The 22380-nt window shown below is 61.9% G+C and carries 22 protein-coding genes; 14 read left to right on the plus strand and 8 right to left on the minus strand.

Annotation, left to right across the window (positions count from 1 at the left end; translation table 11 throughout):
* Positions 1 to 80: 80 nt before the first annotated feature.
* Positions 81 to 887 (minus strand): FadR/GntR family transcriptional regulator, encoded by an 807-nt coding sequence (locus ABIE32_RS02595; RefSeq protein WP_395025188.1) that lies wholly within the window; start codon positions 885 to 887, stop codon positions 81 to 83.
* Positions 888 to 952: 65 nt separating this feature from the next.
* On the opposite strand from ABIE32_RS02595, the gene ABIE32_RS02600 reads away from it, so the two are divergent.
* From ABIE32_RS02600 to ABIE32_RS02630, 7 genes are all read left to right on the plus strand, one after another.
* Positions 953 to 1783, plus strand: coding sequence for an NAD-dependent epimerase/dehydratase family protein (locus ABIE32_RS02600; protein WP_429013667.1), 831 nt, complete (start codon positions 953 to 955; stop codon positions 1781 to 1783).
* Entirely contained in the window at positions 1780 to 2691 is a 912-nt protein-coding gene (locus ABIE32_RS02605) for an SMP-30/gluconolactonase/LRE family protein (RefSeq protein ID WP_429013670.1), read from the plus strand. Before ABIE32_RS02600 ends, ABIE32_RS02605 begins: the two co-directional genes overlap by 4 nt.
* A 75-nt stretch (positions 2692 to 2766) precedes the next feature.
* On the plus strand, positions 2767 to 3732 hold the full coding sequence (locus ABIE32_RS02610; RefSeq protein ID WP_429013673.1) for a TRAP transporter substrate-binding protein: 966 nt from the start codon (positions 2767 to 2769) through the stop codon (positions 3730 to 3732).
* 115 nt (positions 3733 to 3847) lie between these two features.
* On the plus strand, positions 3848 to 4330 hold the full coding sequence (locus tag ABIE32_RS02615) for a TRAP transporter small permease (RefSeq protein ID WP_224153071.1): 483 nt from the start codon (positions 3848 to 3850) through the stop codon (positions 4328 to 4330).
* Between the two features lie 17 nt (positions 4331 to 4347).
* On the plus strand, positions 4348 to 5643 hold the full coding sequence (locus ABIE32_RS02620) for a TRAP transporter large permease (RefSeq protein ID WP_429013677.1): 1296 nt from the start codon (positions 4348 to 4350) through the stop codon (positions 5641 to 5643).
* Positions 5644 to 5653: 10 nt separating this feature from the next.
* Complete coding sequence (gene garD, locus ABIE32_RS02625; protein WP_429013680.1) at positions 5654 to 7228, plus strand: galactarate dehydratase; 1575 nt, start codon at positions 5654 to 5656, stop codon at positions 7226 to 7228.
* Between the two features lie 80 nt (positions 7229 to 7308).
* Positions 7309 to 8304 (plus strand): Bug family tripartite tricarboxylate transporter substrate binding protein, encoded by a 996-nt coding sequence (locus ABIE32_RS02630; protein WP_429013682.1) that lies wholly within the window; start codon positions 7309 to 7311, stop codon positions 8302 to 8304.
* 75 nt (positions 8305 to 8379) lie between these two features.
* On the opposite strand, the gene ABIE32_RS02635 is transcribed toward ABIE32_RS02630, so the two are convergent.
* The gene (locus ABIE32_RS02635) at positions 8380 to 9216 is read right to left on the minus strand and encodes a ChaN family lipoprotein (RefSeq protein ID WP_429013685.1); all 837 of its coding nucleotides are present in this window, start codon (positions 9214 to 9216) and stop codon (positions 8380 to 8382) included.
* Positions 9217 to 9389: 173 nt separating this feature from the next.
* Here ABIE32_RS02635 and ABIE32_RS02640 point away from each other — a divergent pair, with 173 nt between their 5' ends.
* The 3 genes from ABIE32_RS02640 to ABIE32_RS02650 are packed head-to-tail and all read left to right on the plus strand — an operon-like array spanning position 9390 to position 12907.
* Entirely contained in the window at positions 9390 to 11537 is a 2148-nt protein-coding gene (locus tag ABIE32_RS02640; protein WP_429013688.1) for a TonB-dependent siderophore receptor, read from the plus strand.
* Positions 11538 to 11540: 3 nt separating this feature from the next.
* Positions 11541 to 12728 (plus strand): PepSY-associated TM helix domain-containing protein, encoded by a 1188-nt coding sequence (locus tag ABIE32_RS02645; RefSeq protein ID WP_429013690.1) that lies wholly within the window; start codon positions 11541 to 11543, stop codon positions 12726 to 12728.
* Positions 12725 to 12907 carry a hypothetical protein gene (locus tag ABIE32_RS02650; protein ID WP_429013693.1) on the plus strand — a complete coding sequence of 61 codons (183 nt, stop codon included), beginning with the start codon at positions 12725 to 12727 and terminating at the stop codon, positions 12905 to 12907. The genes ABIE32_RS02645 and ABIE32_RS02650 overlap by 4 nt, the downstream gene beginning before the upstream one ends.
* A gap of 121 nt (positions 12908 to 13028) precedes the next feature.
* Here ABIE32_RS02650 and ABIE32_RS02655 read toward each other — a convergent pair whose 3' ends face one another.
* The 4 genes from ABIE32_RS02655 to ABIE32_RS02670 form a co-directional block, all read right to left on the minus strand.
* Positions 13029 to 13694, minus strand: coding sequence for a DUF799 domain-containing protein (locus ABIE32_RS02655; protein WP_429013695.1), 666 nt, complete (start codon positions 13692 to 13694; stop codon positions 13029 to 13031).
* A gap of 4 nt (positions 13695 to 13698) precedes the next feature.
* Positions 13699 to 14073, minus strand: coding sequence for a DUF4810 domain-containing protein (locus tag ABIE32_RS02660; RefSeq protein WP_429013698.1), 375 nt, complete (start codon positions 14071 to 14073; stop codon positions 13699 to 13701).
* 5 nt (positions 14074 to 14078) lie between these two features.
* On the minus strand, positions 14079 to 14771 hold the full coding sequence (locus ABIE32_RS02665) for a CsgG/HfaB family protein (RefSeq protein WP_429013701.1): 693 nt from the start codon (positions 14769 to 14771) through the stop codon (positions 14079 to 14081).
* A gap of 178 nt (positions 14772 to 14949) precedes the next feature.
* On the minus strand, positions 14950 to 17145 hold the full coding sequence (locus tag ABIE32_RS02670; protein ID WP_377779583.1) for a malate synthase G: 2196 nt from the start codon (positions 17143 to 17145) through the stop codon (positions 14950 to 14952).
* Positions 17146 to 17592: 447 nt separating this feature from the next.
* Here ABIE32_RS02670 and ABIE32_RS02675 point away from each other — a divergent pair, with 447 nt between their 5' ends.
* Positions 17593 to 17952: a hypothetical protein gene (locus ABIE32_RS02675; protein WP_224153081.1), complete on the plus strand. Its 360-nt coding sequence runs from the start codon at positions 17593 to 17595 to the stop codon at positions 17950 to 17952.
* A gap of 419 nt (positions 17953 to 18371) precedes the next feature.
* Positions 18372 to 18731, plus strand: a complete 360-nt coding sequence (locus tag ABIE32_RS02680; RefSeq protein WP_224153082.1) for a hypothetical protein — start codon at positions 18372 to 18374, stop codon at positions 18729 to 18731.
* Positions 18732 to 18899: 168 nt separating this feature from the next.
* Here ABIE32_RS02680 and ABIE32_RS02685 read toward each other — a convergent pair whose 3' ends face one another.
* Positions 18900 to 19586 (minus strand): response regulator transcription factor, encoded by a 687-nt coding sequence (locus ABIE32_RS02685; protein WP_224153083.1) that lies wholly within the window; start codon positions 19584 to 19586, stop codon positions 18900 to 18902.
* A 21-nt stretch (positions 19587 to 19607) separates the two neighbouring features.
* Positions 19608 to 20852 carry an ATP-binding protein gene (locus ABIE32_RS02690; protein WP_429013705.1) on the minus strand — a complete coding sequence of 415 codons (1245 nt, stop codon included), beginning with the start codon at positions 20850 to 20852 and terminating at the stop codon, positions 19608 to 19610.
* Positions 20853 to 20995: 143 nt separating this feature from the next.
* On the opposite strand from ABIE32_RS02690, the gene ABIE32_RS02695 reads away from it, so the two are divergent.
* Together ABIE32_RS02695 and ABIE32_RS02700 are read left to right on the plus strand one after the other, a co-directional pair.
* Positions 20996 to 21928, plus strand: a complete 933-nt coding sequence (locus ABIE32_RS02695; RefSeq protein WP_395025162.1) for a LysR family transcriptional regulator — start codon at positions 20996 to 20998, stop codon at positions 21926 to 21928.
* The gene (locus tag ABIE32_RS02700; RefSeq protein ID WP_224153086.1) at positions 21925 to 22371 is read left to right on the plus strand and encodes a DUF2214 family protein; all 447 of its coding nucleotides are present in this window, start codon (positions 21925 to 21927) and stop codon (positions 22369 to 22371) included. The genes ABIE32_RS02695 and ABIE32_RS02700 overlap by 4 nt, the downstream gene beginning before the upstream one ends.
* Positions 22372 to 22380: the final 9 nt, after the last annotated feature.

Here is a 22380-nt window from a genome sequence, read left to right on the forward strand (position 1 = left end):
GGGCATGAGCGCTCGTGTTGCACGCCCGCCTGCCAAAAGGGGCGCCAGGCGCTCGCCAAGCGAGCGGTCTTCTGCGCGGATCAGGCGTTCTGAGCAGTGGCTCCTGCGCTTTGCCGCTGGGCCAGGCGCAGGCGTTCGCGTGAATTGGTCAGGTGGATGCGCATGGCGGCCCGGGCTGAATCGGCATCCTGGCGCTCGATGGCGGCATAGATCTCTTCATGCTCGCGGTTGACGCGGCGCAGATAGTCTGGATCGCGTGCGGGCTTGTCGATGGATGCAATGCGGGTGCGCGGTATCAGCATGCTGCCAAAGTGCTGCAAGATATCCTGGAAGTAGCGGTTGCCCGTTGCCTGGGCAATGCTCAGATGGAATGCGAGGTCGTGGCTGACCGTCTCTGCCCCGGCGGCAAAGTTGATCTCGAAGGCCTGCAGCGCCTGCAGCATGGCGTGCAGGTGCTGTGGCTGGCGGCGCTGGGCGGCAAGGCCCGCAGCCTCGGTCTCCAGGCTGATGCGCAATTCCAGCACGGCGAGCACGTCGACCGACTCGCTCAGTTCGCTGGCGCTCAGCACCAGGCCAGGGCTTTGGCGCGCAGGCAACACAAAGGTGCCGATGCCGTGCCGCGTCTCCACCAGACCCGACGCCTGCAACTTGGACAGCGCTTCGCGCACGACGGTGCGGCTGACATCGTAGCTGCGCACCAGTTCCGACTCGGTGGGCAGCTTGTCGCCTTCACCCAGCAGGCCCTGGCGGATCTTGGTTTCGAACTCTTCAGACAGCAGGTTGGCCAGGTTGCGGCTGCCCCGGTTGGCCTTGTTGCGCAGGGCGCCAGCATCCGGGCTGGAAAAAATTGCAGGGGATTGGGGTAATTCCGAGGTCGGCTTGCTCATGGCTCTGATGATAATCGCAACATGTTGTATGACAACATATCACTAACCCCGGATATTGAACATTTATGAGTCAGCCTTTGAGAGTGCATCGTTTGTTGTTGACCGGCGCTGCCGGCGGCCTGGGCAAGGTGCTGCGTGAGCGCTTGCGCCCCTATGCCGAGGTGTTGCGCCTGTCGGACGTGGCAGGCATGGCGCCCGCTCGTGATGCGAGCGAGGAGGTGGTGCTTTGCGATCTGGCGGACAAGCAGGCGGTTGACGCGCTGGTGGCCGGGTGCGATGCCATTGTGCACATGGGCGGTGTATCGGTGGAGCGCCCCTTTGAAGAAGTGCTGGAAGCCAACATCAAAGGCATCTTCAACCTGTACGAAGCCGCACGCCGCCACGGCGTGCGGCGCGTGGTGTTTGCCAGTTCCAACCACGTGATCGGCTTTTACAAGCAGAGCGACAGACTCGACGCCCATGTGCGCCGCCGCCCTGATGGGTACTACGGCCTGTCCAAATCCTTTGGTGAGGACATGGCGAGCTTCTACTTTGACCGCTACGGCATCGAAACCGTCAGCATGCGCATCGGCTCGTCCTTCCCCGAGCCCAAGGATCGCCGCATGATGAGCACCTGGCTCAGCTACGACGACCTGGTGCAGCTGATCGAAAAAGGCCTGTTCACCCCGAGCGTCGGCCACACGGTGGTGTATGGCGCATCCGACAACCGCGACGCCTGGTGGGACAACCATGCCGCCGCCCACCTGGGCTTTGCGCCCAAGGACAGCTCCGAGCCCTGGCGCGCCAAGGTCGAAGCGCAGCCCGCACCCGCGGCCAATGACCCGGTGGCGGTTTACCAAGGCGGTGCCTTTACGGCGCAAGGCCCTTTTGGTGACGATAAAGGCCAGCCGGCATGAGTGCCGAACTCGTTCTGGATGCACGCAACGCCACCGGCGAGAGCCCGGTGTGGCGGGCCTCCGAGCAGGCGCTGTACTGGGCCGATATTCCGCGTGGCATGCTCCACCGCTGGCTGGCGGGCAAGTTGCAGCACGCGCAGTGGCAACTGCCGCAGATGCTGGCCTGCATGTCGGCCTGGAATGGCGATGGCCAGCGCTGGGTAGCGGGGCTGGAAGATGGCATCTACGAGGTGACCGCAGAAGAGGGCGTGGAGACCGCGCAGGTGCGCTCACTCGCTGCCGTGCAGCACGCCTTGCCTGGCATGCGCTTCAACGATGGCCGCTGCGACCGCCAGGGCCGCTTTGTCGCAGGCACCATGTTCATGGACATGGCGGCTGCGCAGGCTGTGGGCAAGGTGTATCGCCTGGGGGCAGGCGAGCTGGCTGCAGGCGCTGCCACTGATTTGCAGCTGGGGCCGCTGATCACCCCCAATGGCCTGGCGTTCAGCCCTGACGGTCAAACCATGTACCTGTCCGATTCACACCCCAGCGTGCAGACGATCTGGGCCTTCGACTACGACATTGCCACGGGCACGCCGCGCAATCGCCGGGTGTTCGTGGACATGACGCTCTTGCCTGGCCGACCCGACGGGGCTGCGGTGGACGCCGATGGCTGCTATTGGATCTGCGGCAACGACGCGGGGCTGGTGCACCGCTTCACCCCCGATGGCAGGCTGGACCGGTCGCTCGCCGTTCCTGTCAAGAAGCCGGCGATGTGTGCGTTTGGCGGCGCGAATTTGGATGTGCTGTACGTCACATCGATCCGGCCCGATGGCGTGGATCTGGCCGAGCAGCCGCTCGCGGGGGGCGTATTTGCACTGCAGCCGGGCGTACAGGGCTTGCCCGAGCCTGCGTTTGCCGGAGGCTAGGTTTTTGAGGTATGGCCTGCGCCGGAGCGTGGGGCGCTGTTTGACAAAGAAAACTGTTGAGAAAGAGGAAGACAAATGAAAGCCAACAAACTGTGGGTGGCCTTGGCCGCAAGTGTGTTGTCGCTGGCTGCCAGCGCAACGGAATTCCGCTCATCCGATATCCACCCGGACGACTACCCGACCGTGCAGGCGGTCAAGTTCATGGGGGAGCGCCTGAAGGCGCTGTCTGGTGGCAAGCACACCATTCGCGTCTACCCCAACGGAGCGCTGGGTGGAGAGAAGGAAACCATCGAGCAGGCCAAGATCGGCGCGCTCGCCATGGTGCGCGTGAACGTCGGCGCGATGAACAATGTCTGTGGCGAAACCATCGTGCCGACCATGCCGTTTCTCTTCCGCTCGGTGGAGCACATGCACAAGGTGCTTGACGGCCCTGTGGGCGAGGAGATTCTGAAGGCCTGCGAAAAGCAGGGCTTTGTCGGCCTGGGCTTTTACGACAGCGGTGCGCGCTCGATGTTCACCGCCAAGAAGCCGGTCAAATCCTTCGCCGACATGAAGGGCATGAAGGTGCGCGTGCAGCAGTCCGACCTGTGGGTGAGCATGCTCGAAGCCATGGGAGCCAATGCCACGCCCATGCCGATGGGCGAGGTCTACACGGGCCTGAAGACCGGCCTGATCGATGCAGCCGAAAACAACTACCCGACCTATGAAAGCTCTCGTTCGTTTGAGGTGGCCAAGTACTTCACCAAGACCGAGCATTCGATGGCGCCCGAGATTCTGCTGTTCTCCAAGCGCACCTTCGACAAACTCTCGCCCGAGGAGCAAGGCTGGATTCGCCAGGCTGCCAAGGAATCGGTGCCCTATATGCGCAAGCAGTGGGCCGAGCGCGAGGCCAAATCGCTCGCCATCGTGAAGGCTGGCGGCGCCGAGATCATCGAGATCGACAAGGCGCCTTTCCAGGCCGCGATGAAGCCGGTGTATGACAAGTTCATCACCGACGCCAAGCTCAAGGATCTGGTCAAGCGCACGCAGGAAACCCAATAACCAGCACAGCCACGGTTGCCTGGCTGGCGCAAGCCTCGTCAGGCGATTTGTATCAAAAACAATAGCTGCTGGCGCTTGCTGTGCAAGCGCTGGGGTTTGATCTGGCCTGAAAACTATGTATACCAAAATTTGCAGCGCATTGTCCCGCTGGTGCATGTGGCTGGGGGTGCTGGGCCTGGTGCTCCTGATTGCCGCGGTGAGCTGGCAGGTGTTTGGCCGTTATGTGCTCAACAACACGCCGACCTGGGCCGAGAGCTTGTCGCTGCTGCTGGTGCTGTACGTCACCATGTTCGGCGTTGCCGTAGGCGTGCGCAACTCCGGCCATATCGGGCTGGAATCGTTTCTGGTGCTGGCGCCGGACTGGTTACGCACCAAGATGGAATACCTGATCCACGCACTGGTGCTGCTGTTTGGCGCCTGCATGGCGTACAGCTGCGCGTCGCTGGCCGAATCGGTGTGGGAATACCGCCTGCCCACCCTGGGCATCTCCGAAGGCTGGAAATACATTCCAGCCGTTATCGCAGGCAGCCTGATCGTGCTGTTTTCCATTGAACACATCATTGCACTCGCGCAGGGCCGCGAAGTGGAAGCCAACTGAGCAGCCGAGGTCTCGCGATGACAACCCCCTTGTTGATTCTGTGCATCTCGTTTGCACTCCTGCTGCTGCTGGGCGTGCCCGTGGCGTTCTCGATTGGCCTGTCGGCGCTGGCCACACTGGCCTATGAAGGCCTGCCGCTGGAGGTCGGCTTTCAGCAGATGACGGCGGGCATGAGCGTTTTCTCCTTCCTCGCCATTCCCTTCTTCATCTTTGCCGGTGAACTGATGCTGTACGGCGGCATTGCAGACCGGATCGTCAACTTTGCCCGGGCGCTGATCGGCCATGTGCGCGGGGGCCTGGGCATGTCGAACGTGGTGGCCTGCACCCTGTTTGGCGGCGTCTCCGGTTCGCCAGTGGCCGATGTCTCGGCCATGGGCGCGGTGATGATTCCGATGATGAAGAAGGAGGGCTACCACGCCGACTACGCGGTGAACGTGACGACGCACGCCGCCCTGGTGGGCGCGCTCATGCCCACCAGCCACAACATCATCATCTATGCGCTGGCAGCGAGCGGCAAGGTATCGATTGCGGCGCTGATCCTTGCGGCCATCCTCCCCGCCGTGATCCTGACGCTGTCCAACCTGGCAGCGGCCTACTGGGTGGCGCGCAGGCGCGGTTACCCTGCGGGCACCTTTCCCGGCTGGCACATTGTGGCGCGCAGCTTTGCGGCGGCGCTGCCGGGCCTCTTGGTGGTGGTGCTGATCCTGGGCGGCATCCTGTCCGGCGTATTTACCGCCACGGAATCGGCTGTGGTGGCTGTGCTGTATGCGCTGGCGCTGACGGTGCTGGTGTACCGGTCGATCAAGTGGGAGCACTTTGTCAAGGCTGCCTCCAAGGCGGTGCGCAACACCGGCATCATCCTGCTGCTGATCGGCATCTCCAGCACCTTCGGCTACCTGATCAGCTTGTATGGCGTGGCCGAGCTGACGGGCCAGCTGCTCTCTGAGATCACCACCACACCGTGGATGATCTTTCTGCTGATCAACGTCATCCTGTTCGTGCTGGGCACCTTTCTGGACATGGCTGCCACCATCTTGCTGTGCACGCCAATTTTCCTGCCGATTGCGCAGCACTACGGCATGAGTTCGGTGCAGTTCGGCATCGTGCTGCTCATCAACTGCGCGCTGGGCCTGAACACGCCGCCCGTGGGCACCACGCAGTTTGTTGGCTGCGCCATTGGCGGGGTCTCGGTCGGCACGGTGATGCGCACCATCTGGCCGTTCTATGGTGCGCTGATCTTTGCGCTGGCGCTCGTCACCTTCGTGCCTGCATTCACCACCTGGCTGCCTGGCCTGTTCATGACCGTGAAGTGAGGGCGCCGTGATGACGAACCAACCGCTCTACATCCGCATGCACCCGGCAGACAATGTGGCCATTGTCGCCAACGACGGTGGCCTGCCTGCGGGTACCCTGTTTGCCGACGGCATGACGCTCGTGGACAAGGTGCCGCAAGGCCACAAGGTGGCGCTGGCCGATCTGGCCGAAGGCGATGCCGTGCGCCGCTACAACGTGGTCATCGGCTACGCCAGCCGCGCCTTGCCGCGCGGCAGCTGGGTCAACGAGCAGACCCTGCGCATGCCCACCGCGCCCGAACTGCATGGCCTGCCCATGGCAACGGTGAAGCCGCCTGTGCAGCCGCCTCTTGAGGGCCATACCTTTGAAGGCTACGTCAACGCCGACGGCTCGGTGGGTACGCGCAATATTCTGGCGATCACCACCACGGTGCAATGCGTGTCGGGCGTGGTGGATGTGGCAGTGGCGCGCATCCGAAGGGAGCTGCTGCCCCTCTATCCGCATGTCGATGATGTAGTGGGCCTGGAGCACACCTACGGCTGCGGCGTGGCGATTGATGCGCCCGATGCCGTGATCCCGATCCGCACCCTGCGCAACATCAGCCACAACCCCAATTTTGGCGGCGAGGTGATGGTGGTGAGCCTGGGCTGCGAAAAGCTGCAGCCCGAGCGCCTGCTGCCGCTCGAAGCGCCGCTGTTGCCTTTGAAGCGCGATGCAGCCGCACCCCCTGCGCCCGCCGCCAATCTGGATGTGGTGTGCCTGCAGGCCGAAGAGCATGTGGGCTTCATGAGCATGATCGACTCCATCGTGCGCCAGGCCGATGTGCATCTGCGAAAGCTCAACCAGCGCCGCCGCCAGACCGTGCCCGCGAGCGCGCTGGTGGTGGGCGTGCAGTGCGGTGGCAGCGATGCCTTCAGCGGCGTCACGGCCAATCCGGCTGTGGGTTTTGCCACTGATCTGCTGGTGCGCGCTGGCGCGAGCGTGATGTTTTCGGAAGTGACCGAGGTGCGCGACGGCATTGACCAGCTGACTTCGCGCGCCCGCACGCCGCAGGTGGCGCAGGCCATGGTGGAGCAGATGGCCTGGTACGACGCCTACCTGGCGCGCGGCAGTGCCGACCGCAGCGCCAACACCACGCCCGGCAACAAGAAGGGCGGCCTGTCCAACATCGTGGAAAAGGCCATGGGCTCCATCGTCAAATCAGGCTCGGCACCCATCGACGGCGTGCTGGCACCCGGCGAAAAGCTGCAGCAAAAGGGCCTGATCTATGCGGCCACGCCCGCGTCCGACTTCATCTGCGGAACCTTGCAACTGGCAGCAGGCATGAACCTGCACATCTTCACCACGGGTCGCGGCACGCCATACGGACTGGCGGAGTGCCCGGTGATCAAGGTGGCCACGCGCAGTGATCTGGCGCGCCGCTGGCACGACTTGATGGATGTGAATGCGGGTCGCATTGCCGATGGTGAGGCCAGCATCGAAGACCTGGGCTGGGAGCTGTTTCACCTGATGCTGGATGTGGCCAGCGGCAAGAAAAAAACCTGGGCCGAGCACTGGAAGCTGCACAACGCGCTCGTGCTGTTCAACCCGGCGCCAGTGACCTGAGTGCATATTTTGAAGAGCCATTCCAACCCGCAGCAAGACGGGTGCATCCCCCTTTTTGAACCACACGATTGGAGACAGACATGCAACGCCGTCAACTGTTGAAAGCCGCTGCCGTCCCCCTGGCGCTGGCCTGCCTGCCCGCCGCTGTGCGCGCGCAGGGTAACTGGCCCAAGGGCAAGCCCATTACCTACATGGTGCCGTTTGCTACCGGCGGCACCACCGATACGCTGGGCCGCCTGATTGCGCAGCAACTGGGCCCGGCGCTGGGCACCACGGTGGTGATCGAGAACAAGGGCGGGGCGGGTGGCAGCGTGGGCTCGGAGCTGGCGGCGCGCGCCCAGCCCGATGGGTTCACCATTCTGGGCGGCACCATCAGCTCGCACGCCATCAACATCAGTCTCTACCCCAAGCTGGGGTATGACCCGGTCAAATCATTCACTCCCATCAGCTTGATCGGCACCAATCCGCTCGTGCTGGTGGTGGCGGCCGACAGCCCCTACAAGAGTCTGAAGGATGTGCTGGAGGCATCGAAGAAAAAGCAGGGCGGCCTGTCTTCCGCATCGGCAGGTACCGGCACTTCGCAGCACCTGGCGCTGGAGATGTTGGGTTGGAAATCGGGCGTCAAGTTCACCCATGTGCCTTACAAGGGTAGCGGCCCGGCCATCCAGGATGTGATGGGCGGGCAGGTGGACATGATGTTCGACACCACGGTGGTGGCTGCGCCGCACATCCAAAGCGGCAAGCTGCGTGCGCTGGCGGTGACGTCGAAGCAGCGGCTTGAGGCGCTGAAGGACGTGCCAACGGTGGCCGAATCGGGCATCAACGGGCTGGGTGATTTCGAGGTGACTTCGTGGCAGGCGATTTTTGCGCCGACCGGCACACCCGATGCCATCGTGCAGCGGCTGCACCAGGAGATTGCCCGGATCATCGCCACGCCCGACATGCAGGCGCGGCTCAAATCCATGGGCATGGATGCCTCGACGATGAGTACCGCGCAGGTGGCAGATTTTCAGAAGGCGGAAGTTGCCAAATGGGCGGCAGTGATCAAGGAGGCGAATGTGAAAGTGGACGGCTGATCCGGTTGTCCATCCGTTCGCCCGCTTGACGCGATCTTCGCGCCGCCTGATCTGGCGCAGGCGCTGCCGTTGCCCCTATTTCTTCCACTTGGCGCGCAGCTCGGCGCAATGGTCCTTGGCGGGAATGGCGGGGGTGTAGTGGACCGAGTCCCGGTCGGCTTGCGGGGCTTGCTCTACATCGCCTGCCTGCCCGATGGCCACCACCGAGCGCGTACCCGGCGGCAGCCAGCTGGGCACGCCAATGCTGCGCAGCACATGGCCGCGTCCGGCAATCAGTATCACCGTCTTGCCTGCCTGCACCTGTTGCTGCGCCGTGCGGGCCATGCTCGCATCCTTGGCGAGCTGTATGCGTGCCATTGGCGCCAACTGCGCATCGGGCAGCAGGCCGCAGTGGCCGTCGCGGATGGCGTCCAGCTGGCGCTGCCAGCCGGGTTGCGGCAAGTGGGTGTCCCATTGCGGCTGTTGCATCACCTCGCGCATCTTTGCGCGCGGCAGGTTGCCGCCCAACACCGGCACACCGGCCTGCACAGCGGTCATCACGACGGGACCATAGCTCTTCCACGGCCAGCCAGCATCATTCCAGGCCAGGGCCTTCTGCACTTCGGCTTCGCTTGCCGATGCGGGCAGGCCCTGCGTGCTGTTGCCTGCATCGGCCATCTCCAGCACCACGGCAGTCAGACGTCCGTGCGCGGCCCATTGCGCCACGGTATCGCGCTGCCACTGCTGGTGTTCCGGGGCATCGTGCTGTTCGCCAAGCAACAGCACATCTGGCGGGTGTTGCAGTAGCAGCTGGCGCTTCCAGTCCCCCAGCGGAGTGGCGGAGGGCGAAGCGCTGCTGGCGCAGCCGGCCAGCATGAAAACGAGCGAGCCAGCGGCCAGGAGGGCGGGCGGGAGTGTCTTGGTTTTCCACATGGTGCGCATGCTAGCGGCGCGGGCATGCACTTTCAATGCATCGGCCTATTGGGTGCGGGTTTCAGCGCAAGTCAGCCAATGGCTGTGCCGATGAACCATGCCCGCGCGGTAGGTGCATTGATTCAATAATTTGATTAGAATGCGAATTATTCTCATTAATATTTATAACGTCAATGGCTTCCTCATTTCCGATTGCCAGCCGCACGCGTCTGGCCGTGCATTCTGCGGCCGCGATAGTCGCGCTGTCTGCGGGTTCGGTCGCGATGGCGCAGGAGCCGTCTGCAGCAACACCTGCCGAGGCAACCCTGCCGACAGTGCGGGTCAACGCATCCACAGAGGCCGAGACGGCGACTTCGTCCGTGATCGGCTATCGGGCCCGAAATGCTGCCACCGCTACCAAGACCGACACGCCATTGGCCGAAACGCCGCAGTCCGTCACGGTGGTGACGCGCGACCAGATACTCGACCAGGGAGCCACCAACCTGCAGGATGCGCTGACCTACGCCGCGGGCGTGCGCTCCGACGCCTATGGGATCGACTCGCGCACCGACAGTTTTCTGATCCGGGGCAGCGAGCCGTCGCTGTACCTGGATGGGCTGCAGATGTATTCCTCTGGCTGGTACACGGCCACCGCACGGCCTGATCCGTATACGCTGGAGCGGGTGGAGGTGCTGCGCGGGCCGGCGGGCATGCTGTTCGGTGCCGGTACGGCGGCCGGCGTGGTCAACATGGTCAGCAAGCGCCCGCAGGCAGAGGCTGCGCGCGAAGTGGGCGTGCAATTTGGCTCGTTCGGCCGCAAGCAGATTCAGGCGGATCTGACCGGCCCGCTCAGTGCCGATGGTGCCTGGTCGTACCGCCTGATTGCGCTGCAGCGCAAGTCAGACACCCAGGTGGACTATGTGCCCGATGATCGCTCGCTGCTGGCGCCTTCGCTCACCTGGCGGCCAAGCGCTGCTACTTCGCTTACGCTGCAAGGCCTGTGGCAGAAGGACAAGACCGGCAGTACCGCGCAGTTCCTGCCCTGGCAGGGTACCTTCCTGCCCAACGTCAATGGACAGTTGCCCAGCAGCCGTTTCATCGGAGAGCCGGGCGATGGCTATGACACCACGCGCAAGACCTTCGGCTGGCAGTTCGAGCACCGCTTCAACGACCAGTGGAGCTATCGCCAGAATGCGCGCACTGCGCGCACCTTCAACGATTCGCACTACCACTACGCCGATTCCTTCGCGCTGCCCGGCGGCTGGAAGGAGGACCCGGCGGGCCAGCGCCTGCTGGGGCGCTACAACGACAAATCGTTGGCATGGACCCGCATGAACGCCATCGACAACCATGTCGAAGGCCATTTCGGCACGGGTGCGGTGCAGCACACCCTGCTGGTGGGGGCGGAATACTCGCGCCAGCGCCAGGACAAGCGCGAAGGCTCCACCTACAGCACCATCGATGCCTACAACCCGGTCTACGGCATTGGCTATGTGCCGGTGACCGAGCTGACCGACCGGTCGCGCACCACGCAGCGCAATGCGGGCATCTACCTGCAGGACCAGATGAAGTGGAACCAGTGGATCTTCGTGGCTGGTCTGCGCCATGACCGCAGCACCAGCGGCTCAGAAGGCAGCGCATCGGAGACCACCACTGCCAACAGCCGACGCCTGGGTGTGATGTACGCGCTGCCCTCGGGCTGGTCGCCGTACCTGAGCTATACCGAATCATTCACGCCGCAGGCGGGCACCGATGTGGCGGGCAGCCTGTTCAAGCCGCTGCGCGGCGAGCAGGTGGAGGCTGGCGTCAAGTACCAGCCCGAAGGCTCGGTCACCAGCTTCACCGCGTCGGTCTATTCGCTCAAGGAAAAGAACCGCATTGTTGCCGACGCCACCAACCCCAACTATGGCCGGCAGGTTGACGCAACCAGAAACAAGGGGCTGGAGCTGGAGCTCAAGACCACGCTGGCCAAGTCCGTCGACCTGATCGCCAACTACAACTACACCAATGTGGACCGCAAGCTCACCGACATGCCGCGCAACCAGGCATCGGTGTGGGGCAAGTACCGCTTTGCCATTGCCGGGGTGACGGGCTTCTCGGCAGGCGCGGGCGTGCGCTATCTGAGCGGCTTCCAGGACATCGAAGGCGCAGACCGTGGCCCTCGCATGCCCTCTGTGGCGCTGCTTGACCTGATGGTGGCCTACGATTCGGAACACTGGCGCTACGCGCTCAACATCAACAACGCAACGGACAAGGCCTATTTCAGCACCTGCCTGGCCCGTGGTGACTGCTGGTGGGGCGCGCGGCGCAGCGTGGTGGCCAGCGCCACCTACAGGTTCTGATCCATGCAGAGCCGAACGATCAAGACCTGGGCATGGCTGCACAAGTGGAGCAGCCTTGTCTGCACCGTCTTCATGCTGCTGCTGTGCCTGACCGGCCTGCCGCTGATCTTTCACCACGAGATCGGCCACCTGCTGGGCACCGAGGTGGAGACCCCCAAGATGGCGCCCGGCACGCCGCACGCCAGCCTGGACAAGGTGCTGGAAGTGGCGCGCGCCCAGCACCCCGACCGCGTGGTGCAGTTCGCCTCCAAGGATGCGGACGACGACAACCTCTGGTTCATCACTCTGACGCCTACGCCGGAGCCGACGGAGGACTTCCGCTCGGTAGCCATCGATGCGCGAACGGCTCAGGTGCTGGCACAGCCGCGCTTTGACGAAGGCTTCATGTACGTGATGTTCAAGCTGCATGTCGACCTGTTCGCAGGTCTGCCTGGCAAGCTGTTTCTGGGCTTCATGGGCCTGCTGCTTCTGGTGGCCATCGTCAGCGGCGTGGTGCTGTACGCCCCCTTCATGCGCAAGCTCGATTTCGGCACGGTGCGGCGCGACAGGCGCACACGCCTCAAGTGGCTCGATCTGCACAACCTGCTGGGCATCGTCACGCTGGTGTGGCTCTTTGTGGTGGGCGCCACGGGCATGATCAACACCTGGGCGGATCTGGTCATCAAGTACTGGCAGTATGACCAGCTCAGCGCGCTCATGGTGCCCTACCAGGGCCAGCCTACCGTGCCGGTGGCCGAGCGCGGCTCGGTGCAGCGCTCGATGGAAGTGGCGCAGGCCCAGGCGCCGCAGACCAAGCTCTCCTTCATTGCCTTCCCCGGCACGGCCTTCTCCAGCCCGCACCACACCACCTTCTTCCTCAAGGGCAATGAACCTTTCACATCCAAGCTGCTGCAACCGGTGCTGGTGGATGCCAAGACGACCGAAATGACGGCGGCGCCCCAGCTGCCCTGGTATCTGACAGCGCTGCTGGTGTCGCAGCCGCTGCATTTTGGCGACTACGGCGGCATGCCGATGCAGATCCTCTGGGCGCTGCTCGACATCGCCACTATCATCGTACTGGGCAGCGGCCTGTACCTGTGGCTCAGAAAGGGCAACACCGTCCCTGAACGCAAGGCCGAGAGTGCCGCCGAGGCGGATGGGGCGACGCCTGCCCTGGCAACGCTGAAAAAATCGCTGGAGACTTCGCCATGAAGCTGCGCCACCCCTTCTGGGCGCTGTGGGGCTGGCCCCTCGCCATGGGCCTGCTTACCTGCATCGGACTGGTATCTGCGCTGTTCAGCGACGGCGGCCTTGGCGACATGCTGGCCTGGCTCACACTGGGCATTCCAACGGCTGCGTGCATCTGGTTTGGCTGGCTGCGGCGGGGCTGAATCAGCTTCCATGATTTGAGCAGTCGGCTCCAAAAAGAAAAGCACCTCGATGGTGCTTTTCGATGGATGCATGACGCACGCTGCATCAGCGAGCGTGCGAGGCAAGTCATGTCATGTCATGTCAATCCTTGCCGTATAGCGGCGAACGCGGGCCGTAGAGTACGCCGTTGGGGCGTCCCGCTGCCAGCAATCTGGAGGTCGCAACCCCGGCTACACCATGGGATGCATCGGTCGTGCTGTTGATTACCTGCTTGATCACTGCAGTGATCAGCATCCCTGCCAAGCCTCCGCCACTGTTTCCGCCTTCCTCACTGGATGCACTGGCTTGGCCCTTCCATAGCTCCTGGCCAGTTTTGAGGTCGATCAACTGTGCCTGCACTTGCACCACCGCTGCACTGCTGATGACCATATAGCTGGTGCCATAGCGATTGACTTTGATATACAGCGCAGCATCTGCGCCAAATATCTCCCGCAGCTTGGTATAGGGCACGTCATGGATATCGCTGGGTATGGCCATCCCGTTCTGGCGGAATGTTTCAGTTACCAGCGTGACCGGCGTTACATAGTAGCCAGCTTCAGCCAACGGGTACGTGGCATGCGAAAGCACACTGGGTGTCGCATTGACGTCTGGCGCATCGTTGACAGGGGGAAGCACGAGGATGGAGGCTGGCTTTGCCGTCTGGAATGCTGTGCGGTCAATTTTGGGAGCTGTAGTACAAGCTGTCAGTTGCGAAAGCAAGGCAAATGTTGCAGTCCATGCTGCGAGTCGGGCGATATGTCTCAACACGATGTCAGCTTCCGTTTTTCTTCATGTTATTCATGAGGTAGTCGATGTACTGGGCAGACTCTGGAAAAAGCTCCTTTTCCCGATTCCACGCGGCAATGGCTTGATCGCTGTGCCCTGTATTGAGGTACAGCAGACCCAGGTGTGCGTAATAGCCAGGGGGCAACTTTGCGTTTTGCGCTGATGCCTGTTCAATGCCTTTTTCCAAGGCGAGGGCTTGTCCATCAGCGGATCCGCCGCCTTCTTTGAGATATTGGTATACCTGAGGCGAATAGTCGTTCCAGGCATACAGCGATTTTTGTGTTGCGCATCCGGTCAGGGCAAAAATGGCCAAAAGCAGGGCCAACTGGGTGGTGCGGGTGAAGGAGGCCATCGATTGCATATGGCTTACCTCGATGGCGTAGTTGCAGCAGGCTTGAGCAGGCCGGCGTCAATGGCTTCACCCAGGCGATCCACGGCTTCCCGAATGGCAAGGTCGAGTACCTTTCCGTTCAAGGTTGAGTCATAGCTCGCGGTACCGCCGAAGCCGATGATTTCGCGGTTGGATAGTTGGTATTCTCCGGCGCCCTGCACCGAGTGCACGACTTCAGAAGTACGGATGCTGACCACATTCAGCGTCACTTTGGCATAAGCTTCCTGTGTCTTGCCCCGCCCCAAGACGCCGAAAAGCTGTTTATCTCCGACTTCCTTGCGGCCAAACTCGGTCACATCACCAGTGATTACGTAATCTGCTCCCTTGAGTTGCTGCGCTGTTCCTTGAAGGCTGGCTTCCTGTTTGATTTCAGCCATGTTGTCGCGATCAAGCACATTGAACCGATTGCTTTGTTGCAAGTGGCTGATCAACGCCGTCTTGGCCTGTCCTCCAAGACGATCAACGCCATCGGAAAAAGCTCCACGCAGGTAGCTGGAGCGATTATTGAATTGACCCACTGCGATGGGGCTGCGCGGCCCTTGGTAAGTGCGTGCTGCGGACTGAGTTTTTGCAACTGCGACGGGTTGGTTTGATTCAGTGGCACAGCCAGCCAGAAGGAATGTGCCTCCGACCAGCGCAAGTGTGGCAGCGTAGAAGCGAGCTTTCATATAGTTTTTAGATATTTAGTTTCGAAAATCAATTAAGTATCAATAACAAATCTTACTGTTGCCTTACGCTTATATGTGACCATTTGGCGAGTTGTTTTTTGTTGACCGAATGCATAAAAAAACGGCGCCCAAGGCGCCGTTTTGGAGGTTGTGAATCGCCCTCGTTCGGGAGGCTTGATCAATGATGACCAGCCTTCACCTTCAGGCGCCAGGCGTGCAGCAGCGGCTCGGTGTAGCCAGAAGGCTGTTCCTTGCCCTTGAACACCAGGTCCAGCGCGGCCTGGAAGGCAGCGCCTTGCGGGTTGGCTGCGAGGCTCTTGTAGGCGGCGTCGCCTGCGTTCTGTTCGTCCACCACCTTGGCCATGCGGGCAAAGCTGTCACGCACCATGGCCTCGGTTACCACGCCGTGCTGCAGCCAGTTGGCAATGTGCTGGCTCGAGATACGCAGCGTGGCGCGGTCTTCCATCAGGCCCACGTTGTGGATGTCGGGCACCTTGGAGCAGCCCACGCCCTGGTCGACCCAGCGCACCACATAGCCCAGGATGCCCTGCACGTTGTTGTCCACTTCCTGCTGCTTCTCGGCATCGCTCCAGCTCGGGTTGCTGGAGACGGGTACCTGCAGGATGGCGCCCAGCAGGTTGTCGCGCTCGCCGTCGGCATTGGTCTTTTCCAGCTCTTTCTGCACCTCGGCCACGTTGACCTGGTGGTAGTGCAGCGCGTGCAGCGTGGCGCCGGTAGGTGAAGGAACCCAGGCGGTGTTGGCGCCTGCCTTGGGCTGGGCGATCTTCTGCTCCAGCATGGCTTTCATCAGGTCGGGCATGGCCCACATGCCCTTGCCGATCTGGGCGCGGCCACGCAGGCCCAGGCCCAGGCCCACCAGCACGTTGTTCTTTTCATACGCAGGCAGCCAGGCGCTGGCCTTCATGTCGGCCTTGCGCACCATGGGGCCCGCGTACATGGCGGTGTGCATTTCGTCGCCGGTGCGGTCCAGGAAGCCGGTGTTGATGAAGGCGACGCGTGCAGGAGCCGCGGCAATGGCGGCCTTCAGGTTCACCGTGGTGCGGCGCTCTTCGTCCATGATGCCCAGCTTGACGGTGTTCTCGGGCAGGCCCAGCAGTTTCTCGACGCGGCCGAACAGCTCGTTGGCAAAGCCAGCTTCGGCGGGGCCGTGCATCTTGGGCTTGACGATGTATACGGAGCCGGTGCGGCTATTCTTGATGCCGTTGGCGCCATTGCCTTTGAGGTCATGAATGGCGATGGCGGTGGTCACCACGGCGTCCATGATGCCTTCGGGGATTTCCTTCTTGTCTGCGCCCCACAGGATGGCAGGGTTGGTCATCAAATGGCCCACATTGCGCACGAACATCAACGAGCGGCCATGGAGCCTGACGGGCTTGCCATCGGCACCGGTGTACTGGCGGTCCGCGTTCAGGCCACGGGTTACGGTCTTGCCACCCTTGTCGAAGGATTCGGTCAGTGTGCCCTTGAGGATACCCAGCCAGTTGGCGTAGCCGTTGATCTTGTCTTCGGCATCGACGGCGGCCACGGAGTCTTCCAGATCGAGAATGGTGGAGAGCGCGGCTTCCACCACCACGTCGGACACGCCGGCTGCATCGGTCTGGCCGATGGGGGTGGACTTGTTGATGACGATGTCGATGTGAATGCCGTTGTTCTTGAGCAGCACAGACGTGGGAGCTGCGGCGTCGCCCTGGAAGCCCACGAACTTGTCAGCGTCCTTCAGACCCGTCTTGCTGCCGTCCTTGAGCGTGACCGACAGCTTGCCACCTTCAACGGCGTAAGCGGTCGAATCCTTGTGCGAGCCTGATGCAAGAGGCGCGGCCTGGTCGAGAAAATCGCGTGCGAACGCGATCACCTTGGCGCCGCGCACCGGGTTGTAGCCCTTGCCCTTTTCGGCGCCGCCTTCTTCGCCGATCACATCGGTGCCATACAGCGCGTCGTACAGCGAGCCCCAGCGGGCGTTGGCGGCGTTGAGGGCGTAGCGGGCATTGAGGATTGGCACCACCAGCTGGGGGCCAGCCTGAATGGCCAGTTCTGCGTCCACGTTCTCGGTCGTGGCTTTCGCGCCCTGGGGTTGTGGCACCAGATAGCCGATCGTCTCCAGAAACTTGCGGTAGCCCTGCATGTCCTTGATCGGGCCGGGATTGGCCTTGTGCCAGGTGTCCAGCTCGGCCTGCAGGCGGTCACGTTCGGCCAGCAGGGCGGCATTCTTGGGGGCCAGGTCGGCCACGATGGCGTCGAAGCCTTGCCAGAAAGCGGCCTGGTCCACGCCGGTGCCAGGCAACACATCCTGGTTGATGAAGTTGTACAGCTCGGTGGCCACTTGCAGGCCGTGGATGGTGGTGCGATCAGTCATGGTCTCTACCTCGGTCAATGTCTCTGAGCAAACGGTACCTGTCGGCACCCTGTCAGAACACTGTATTGCATACCTGCGTAGTGATCAATCCACAAAAAAAGCGTAGATACATGACTTTTTAGTGCGCAATCATCCGTTCGCGGTCATAAGCAGATCTATGTTGATGATCAGTTCTGATCATGAAGAGAAATGAAAAGTCAGTTTTTCGGGAAAATATTCAAGTTGTATCGCAAATGAAACAGCCGGAAAAATTGCGATAAATCCTATAATTGCATTGATTTAAATTGAACTTTTGCTATGAAAATTGAAAGCCAACTGTGCAAAGAGTGAAGAGTCAACTGCAAAACAATGTGTTTGTTGATACAGATCAGAAATGATCATATATGATCACTTTCATTGAGGCTCGGTAATTTTTCGCAGAGCTCGCTCATCCCACAGGAGAAAAGCATGGCAAATCTGAACGATAGCTTGAACGATCTGATGTCCCTCGACGGTGCCATGTGCGCTGCCGTGGTGGATTACAACAGCGGCATGATGCTGGCGAGTGCTGGCTCTGGCGTGGATATGGAACTGGCCGCCGCTGGCAACACCGAAGTGGTGCGCGCCAAGATGAAGACCATGAAGGCCCTGGGTCTGAACGAGAACATCGATGACATCCTGATCACGCTGGGCAAGCAGTACCACATCATTCGTCCATCGGCCAAGCTGGCCGGCATCTTTGTGTACTACGTGCTGGACAACAAGCGTGCCAACCTGGCGCTTGCTCGCCGCAAGGTCTCGGATGTGGAAGGTGCAATGACCATGTAATGGCCTGGGCTTAGCCCTGTCATTCTTCAAACGGGCCCTTGAGGCCCGTTTTTATTTGCTTTATTGCTTTTGAAAATATAGCAATCACGCACCAGAGGCAGCGTCGCCCTTGTGTCCGGGGCGGGCTTTCATAGCACCGAGCTGCATAGGAGCGCCATAGGGCCTTGCGCAGATCGTCGTAAATAACACACGCTTTGTTACGATTGCGGTGGGCGATGTTGCGGTGCAAAAAAGCGCTTTCCGCGCATATCCATATTTGCCAAACTGCTATCAAATTCCGCAGCCCAGGGCTCCAAAGTCGAAGTTTGCGGAATGCAAAACATCTTCAATGATTGATCTGGTCAGAAGTGACTCAATAGAATCACTAACACCTTAACAAGGTGATGAAACTGATCTACGTCAAACAAAGTGGGGAAACCATGGCAAATCTGAACGACAGCTTGAATGATCTGATGACGATGGACGGCGCCATGTGTGCTGCCGTGGTGGATTACAACAGCGGCATGATGCTGGGCAGCATCGGTACCGGTGTGGATCTGGAACTGGCCGCTGCCGGTAACACCGAAGTGGTGCGCGCCAAGATGAAGACGATGAAGGCCTTGGGCTTGAACGACAACATCGAGGACATTCTGATCACGTTGGGCAAGCAGTACCACTTGATCCGCCCATCGCAGCGTCTGTCGGGCATCTTTGTGTACTACGTGCTGGACAACGCCCGCGCCAATCTGGCTCTGGCTCGCCGCAAGGTGGCTGACGTGGAAAGCAAGATGACCATGTAATCGGCCATCGACCCGGATCACGCGGGGTCAAAAAAAGCGAGCCATGGCTCGCTTTTTTGTAAATTGCTCAATCTTGACAGCTGTATGTGGTGAAAAGGCGGTTGTTGCGGGCTATTGCGGCCTATTGCGCCAAAAATGCCAGGTGTTGTGACGCTGGTGGTCGGCATGTCACGCTGCTACAAGCGGCGCGCGAAACTGGTAGCCGACCTTTTGCTGTGATTGCAGCGGCACGGCCAGTGGGGTGACTTTTTCAATCCGGCGGCGCAGGCGGTAGATGGTGGCGTGCAGGCTGTTGTCCGAGTCGGCGGCGCTGCTGTGGCCCAGCAGATCGCGAATCTGATCACGGCTCACCACTTCGCCTTGGGCTTGCAGAAAGCATTCCATCAGCAGCAGGTCCGTCGGGCTCAGTTCCACAATCTGGCCGTCAGGCGCGGTGAGCACGCTGCGGCGGCTGTCGAGCCTCCAGGCAGTGGCGGTCTTGGCCGTTGTCATGATGCGGCGATGCACGGCGCGGATAGCCAGCTCCACCTGCTCGAAGGTGACCGGCTTGGTCAGGTACATGTCGGCGCCCGCGTTGATGACTTCGGCAAACACCTCCGGCCCCAGACGCCCGGAGACAATCAGAACGCCTGCCTGCGTGCGCTTGCGCAGAATGCGGATGAGCTCGGCACCATCCACGCCGGGCAGCATCAGATCCAGCACATAGAAATCGAAACGGTAGGGCTCGATGTCGGCCAGCAGGTCGCTGCTGTCGCCATAGGCCTGAACCCTCACGCCCTGGTTGCGCAGGTGCTGGGCGAGGAATTCGCAGTATTCGGTGTCGTCGTCGACCAGGGCAAGCGTGGCAGGGAGCATGGTGTCTTCAGTAGTGGGGAATCAGTCGTCCAGACCTTGGGGCAATTCCAGCCGCATGATGGTGCCATGCGGTTCGCGCGGCAAGGCTTGCACCGTGCCTTGGTGCAATTGCACCACAGAGCGCACGATGAACAAACCCAGCCCGGCACCTGCGCGGTGGCGGTGCTCTGCACCGCGCGAGCCTTTTTCAAACAGGCGTGGCCGCAGTTCTTCAGAAATCCCCGGCCCTTCGTCGATCACTTCGATGATCAGCGCCAGCGGATCGTCCGATTCGGCGATGCGCAGCCGCACGGGCGTGTCGGCGGGCGCGTAGTTGAGCGCATTGTTCAAGAGGTTGCGGATGGTCAGCCGCATCAGGGCAGGGTGCAACTGCACCGTGCGCGCATCGGCGTCCCACACCACCTGGATGCGCGGGCGGTTGTCTGCCGCGATGTCGTGCAGCACCAGGTTGACGAGGGTGGGCAAGTCGGTGTCGGTGGAGGCGCCTGCCTTGCCGCCCACGGCCAAAATGGTGCCAGCTGCCAACGTGTTGTCCAGGGTGCCGATCACCTGCTGCAGCACATGCTCTGCCCGCAGCAAAGCCTTGCTGGCGGGGGTGGCCTGTTCCAGATGCAGGTCGGCAATGGCCTTCATTGTGGCCTGCATGGCGGCTGACGCGTTGTTGAGCGGCTGGCGGATCTCGTGCGAGAGAAGCTGGAGCATGTCACTGTGCTCGGCCAGCATGGCGGTGCGCCAGTCCAGCAGGGTGCGCAGCTTGAGCAGTTCGCCCTTCTCCTCGGTGCGCTCCTGCTCGGTGGACGACAGCGCGGCCAGTTGCGCATGCAGCAGGGCCTCCTTGGCACGAGCGCGGTACTCGGCAGTGCAGTCCTGCATGAGCATCAGCACGCCATCGGCAGTCTTGGGGCTGGCTTTGCCCTGCCAGATATAAGGCGACAGGCTGATGCGGCGCCAGGCGGTGGCGCCATGGGCATCAGTCTTGCTCGCATCAAATTGCTGGCGCTGGCCGAGGGCTGCGGCCTGCAGCGTATCGCGGTGGGCGTCCAGAAATGCGGCGGGCAGGGCTTCGGCCAATAGCTGGCCGGCTACGCCGGTGCTGGGAATGCCGAACCACTCACACCACTGGGGCGTGGCCAGGCGCAGGCGCTGGTCATGCCCCCAGTAGGCCATGGCGACCGGGCTGTTGCCAAACAGGCGCAGCAGTTGCGCGGGGGCAAACCACAGGGCATCGGCATTGGTGTTCAAGGTGGCGCTGGAGCTGGCGGACATGGTGATTGAAAGCGAGGGCGCAACAGCGCAGCTGGTTGGACGTACAAAGTCGCCGCGCAGGCTGGTGCGGTTTGGAGCCCCGATGATAATAGGCAGACCGGGGGCGCGTTGCCATGGTTGGCACGGCCCGGGCCAATCTTGCTATGGATCGTCTCAAGCAGCTCGAATCATTTGTCGCCATTGCTACGCGCGGCAGCCTCACCGCCGCCGCCAAGGCCGAAGGCGTGGCACCCGCCATCATGGGCCGTCGTCTCGATGCGCTGGAGGAGCGCCTGGGCGTCAAGCTGCTGGTGCGCACCACGCGCAAGCTCACCCTCACGCATGAAGGCATCGCCTTTCTGGAAGACTGCCAGCGCCTACTCACCGATCTGGCCAATGTCGAGGCCAGCGTGAGCGCGGGCGGCGTCAAGGCTACCGGGCATTTGCGGGTCACGGCCCCGGCGGGCTTTGGCCGTCGCCATGTGGCGCCGCTCTTGCCGCTCTACCATGCCCGCCACCCCGAGGTAACGGCCTCGCTCAACCTGAGCGATCGCCTGGTGGATCTGGCTGGCGAAGGCTATGACTGTGCGATCCGCGTTGGCGACCTGCCCGATTCATCTCTGGTGAGCGTACGCGTGGCCGACAACCGGCGCCTGTGCGTGGCCACGCCCGAGTACCTGCGCCGCCGTGGCACGCCCCGCCACCCGAGCGATCTGGCCCAGCACGACTGCCTGACTCTGTCGAGCGAGGCCTCGCAGACCCGGGGTTGGGCATTTCGCATGCCGGTCGATGGTGGTACGAGCGAAGTGGTGCATTTCAAGCCGGGCGGGCCGCTGGATTGCTCCGACGGCCAGGTGCTGCACGACTGGTGCCTGCAGGGCTGGGGCATTGCATGGCGCAGCACCTGGGAGGTGGAGGCCGAGATTGCCGCAGGCCGCCTGGTGCCGGTGCTGGAGGAGTTTGCCGCGCCGCCCAACGGTATTTATGTGGTGTTTCAGCAGCGCAAGCACCTGGCGCTGCGCGTGCGCCTGTGGATCGATTTTGTCAAACACCACTACGAGCAAGCCGATTTCTGGAAAAACGGAGTATCACGATGACTTTGGAAGCTTTTCTGGCCTGTATCCACCTGCTGGCCTTGCTCACGATGGTGGTTTTTCTCTCCAGCGAGGCGGCGCTGTGCCGTACCGAGTGGATGAACGCTGCCGTCGTGCAGCGCCTGGCACGGTTGGACATGATCTTCGGCATTGCCGCTGTCGCCGTGCTGGCCACTGGGCTGATGCGCGTCTTCCTGGGGGCCAAGGGCGCGAGTTGGTATGTGTCGCAGCCGCTGTTCCACTTGAAGATGGCCCTGTTCATCACCGGGGCGCTGCTCTCGTTCAAGCCGACAGTCGTGTTCCGGCGCTGGTTACGCCAATTGCGCGACAATGGCAGCTTGCCTGCGGCGGCCGAGGTGCAGTCCACCCGCAAATGGATCATGTGGCAGGCCCACCTGATTCCCGTGATCGCCGCAGTGGCCGTGTTTTATGCCCGGGGTTGGTAGCCCAGCTGG

Source organism: Comamonas sp. 4034 (genome assembly GCF_050434545.1).
GTDB lineage: Bacteria > Pseudomonadota > Gammaproteobacteria > Burkholderiales > Burkholderiaceae_C > Comamonas > Comamonas odontotermitis.

Coding starts and splice junctions, on each gene's coding strand:
- ABIE32_RS02685 (WP_224153083.1), bottom strand. CDS start 19,586: ATGCTCCCTGCCACGCTTGCCCTGGTCGACGACGACACCGAATACTGC.
- ABIE32_RS02600 (WP_429013667.1), top strand. CDS start 953: ATGAGTCAGCCTTTGAGAGTGCATCGTTTGTTGTTGACCGGCGCTGCC.
- ABIE32_RS02610 (WP_429013673.1), top strand. CDS start 2,767: ATGAAAGCCAACAAACTGTGGGTGGCCTTGGCCGCAAGTGTGTTGTCG.
- ABIE32_RS02640 (WP_429013688.1), top strand. CDS start 9,390: ATGGCTTCCTCATTTCCGATTGCCAGCCGCACGCGTCTGGCCGTGCAT.
- ABIE32_RS02695 (WP_395025162.1), top strand. CDS start 20,996: ATGGATCGTCTCAAGCAGCTCGAATCATTTGTCGCCATTGCTACGCGC.
- ABIE32_RS02675 (WP_224153081.1), top strand. CDS start 17,593: ATGGCAAATCTGAACGATAGCTTGAACGATCTGATGTCCCTCGACGGT.
- ABIE32_RS02620 (WP_429013677.1), top strand. CDS start 4,348: ATGACAACCCCCTTGTTGATTCTGTGCATCTCGTTTGCACTCCTGCTG.
- ABIE32_RS02670 (WP_377779583.1), bottom strand. CDS start 17,145: ATGACTGATCGCACCACCATCCACGGCCTGCAAGTGGCCACCGAGCTG.
- ABIE32_RS02635 (WP_429013685.1), bottom strand. CDS start 9,216: ATGTGGAAAACCAAGACACTCCCGCCCGCCCTCCTGGCCGCTGGCTCG.
- ABIE32_RS02665 (WP_429013701.1), bottom strand. CDS start 14,771: ATGAAAGCTCGCTTCTACGCTGCCACACTTGCGCTGGTCGGAGGCACA.
- ABIE32_RS02690 (WP_429013705.1), bottom strand. CDS start 20,852: ATGTCCGCCAGCTCCAGCGCCACCTTGAACACCAATGCCGATGCCCTG.
- ABIE32_RS02615 (WP_224153071.1), top strand. CDS start 3,848: ATGTATACCAAAATTTGCAGCGCATTGTCCCGCTGGTGCATGTGGCTG.
- ABIE32_RS02605 (WP_429013670.1), top strand. CDS start 1,780: ATGAGTGCCGAACTCGTTCTGGATGCACGCAACGCCACCGGCGAGAGC.
- ABIE32_RS02650 (WP_429013693.1), top strand. CDS start 12,725: ATGAAGCTGCGCCACCCCTTCTGGGCGCTGTGGGGCTGGCCCCTCGCC.
- ABIE32_RS02680 (WP_224153082.1), top strand. CDS start 18,372: ATGGCAAATCTGAACGACAGCTTGAATGATCTGATGACGATGGACGGC.
- ABIE32_RS02700 (WP_224153086.1), top strand. CDS start 21,925: ATGACTTTGGAAGCTTTTCTGGCCTGTATCCACCTGCTGGCCTTGCTC.
- garD (WP_429013680.1), top strand. CDS start 5,654: ATGACGAACCAACCGCTCTACATCCGCATGCACCCGGCAGACAATGTG.
- ABIE32_RS02595 (WP_395025188.1), bottom strand. CDS start 887: ATGAGCAAGCCGACCTCGGAATTACCCCAATCCCCTGCAATTTTTTCC.
- ABIE32_RS02645 (WP_429013690.1), top strand. CDS start 11,541: ATGCAGAGCCGAACGATCAAGACCTGGGCATGGCTGCACAAGTGGAGC.
- ABIE32_RS02660 (WP_429013698.1), bottom strand. CDS start 14,073: ATGCAATCGATGGCCTCCTTCACCCGCACCACCCAGTTGGCCCTGCTT.
- ABIE32_RS02630 (WP_429013682.1), top strand. CDS start 7,309: ATGCAACGCCGTCAACTGTTGAAAGCCGCTGCCGTCCCCCTGGCGCTG.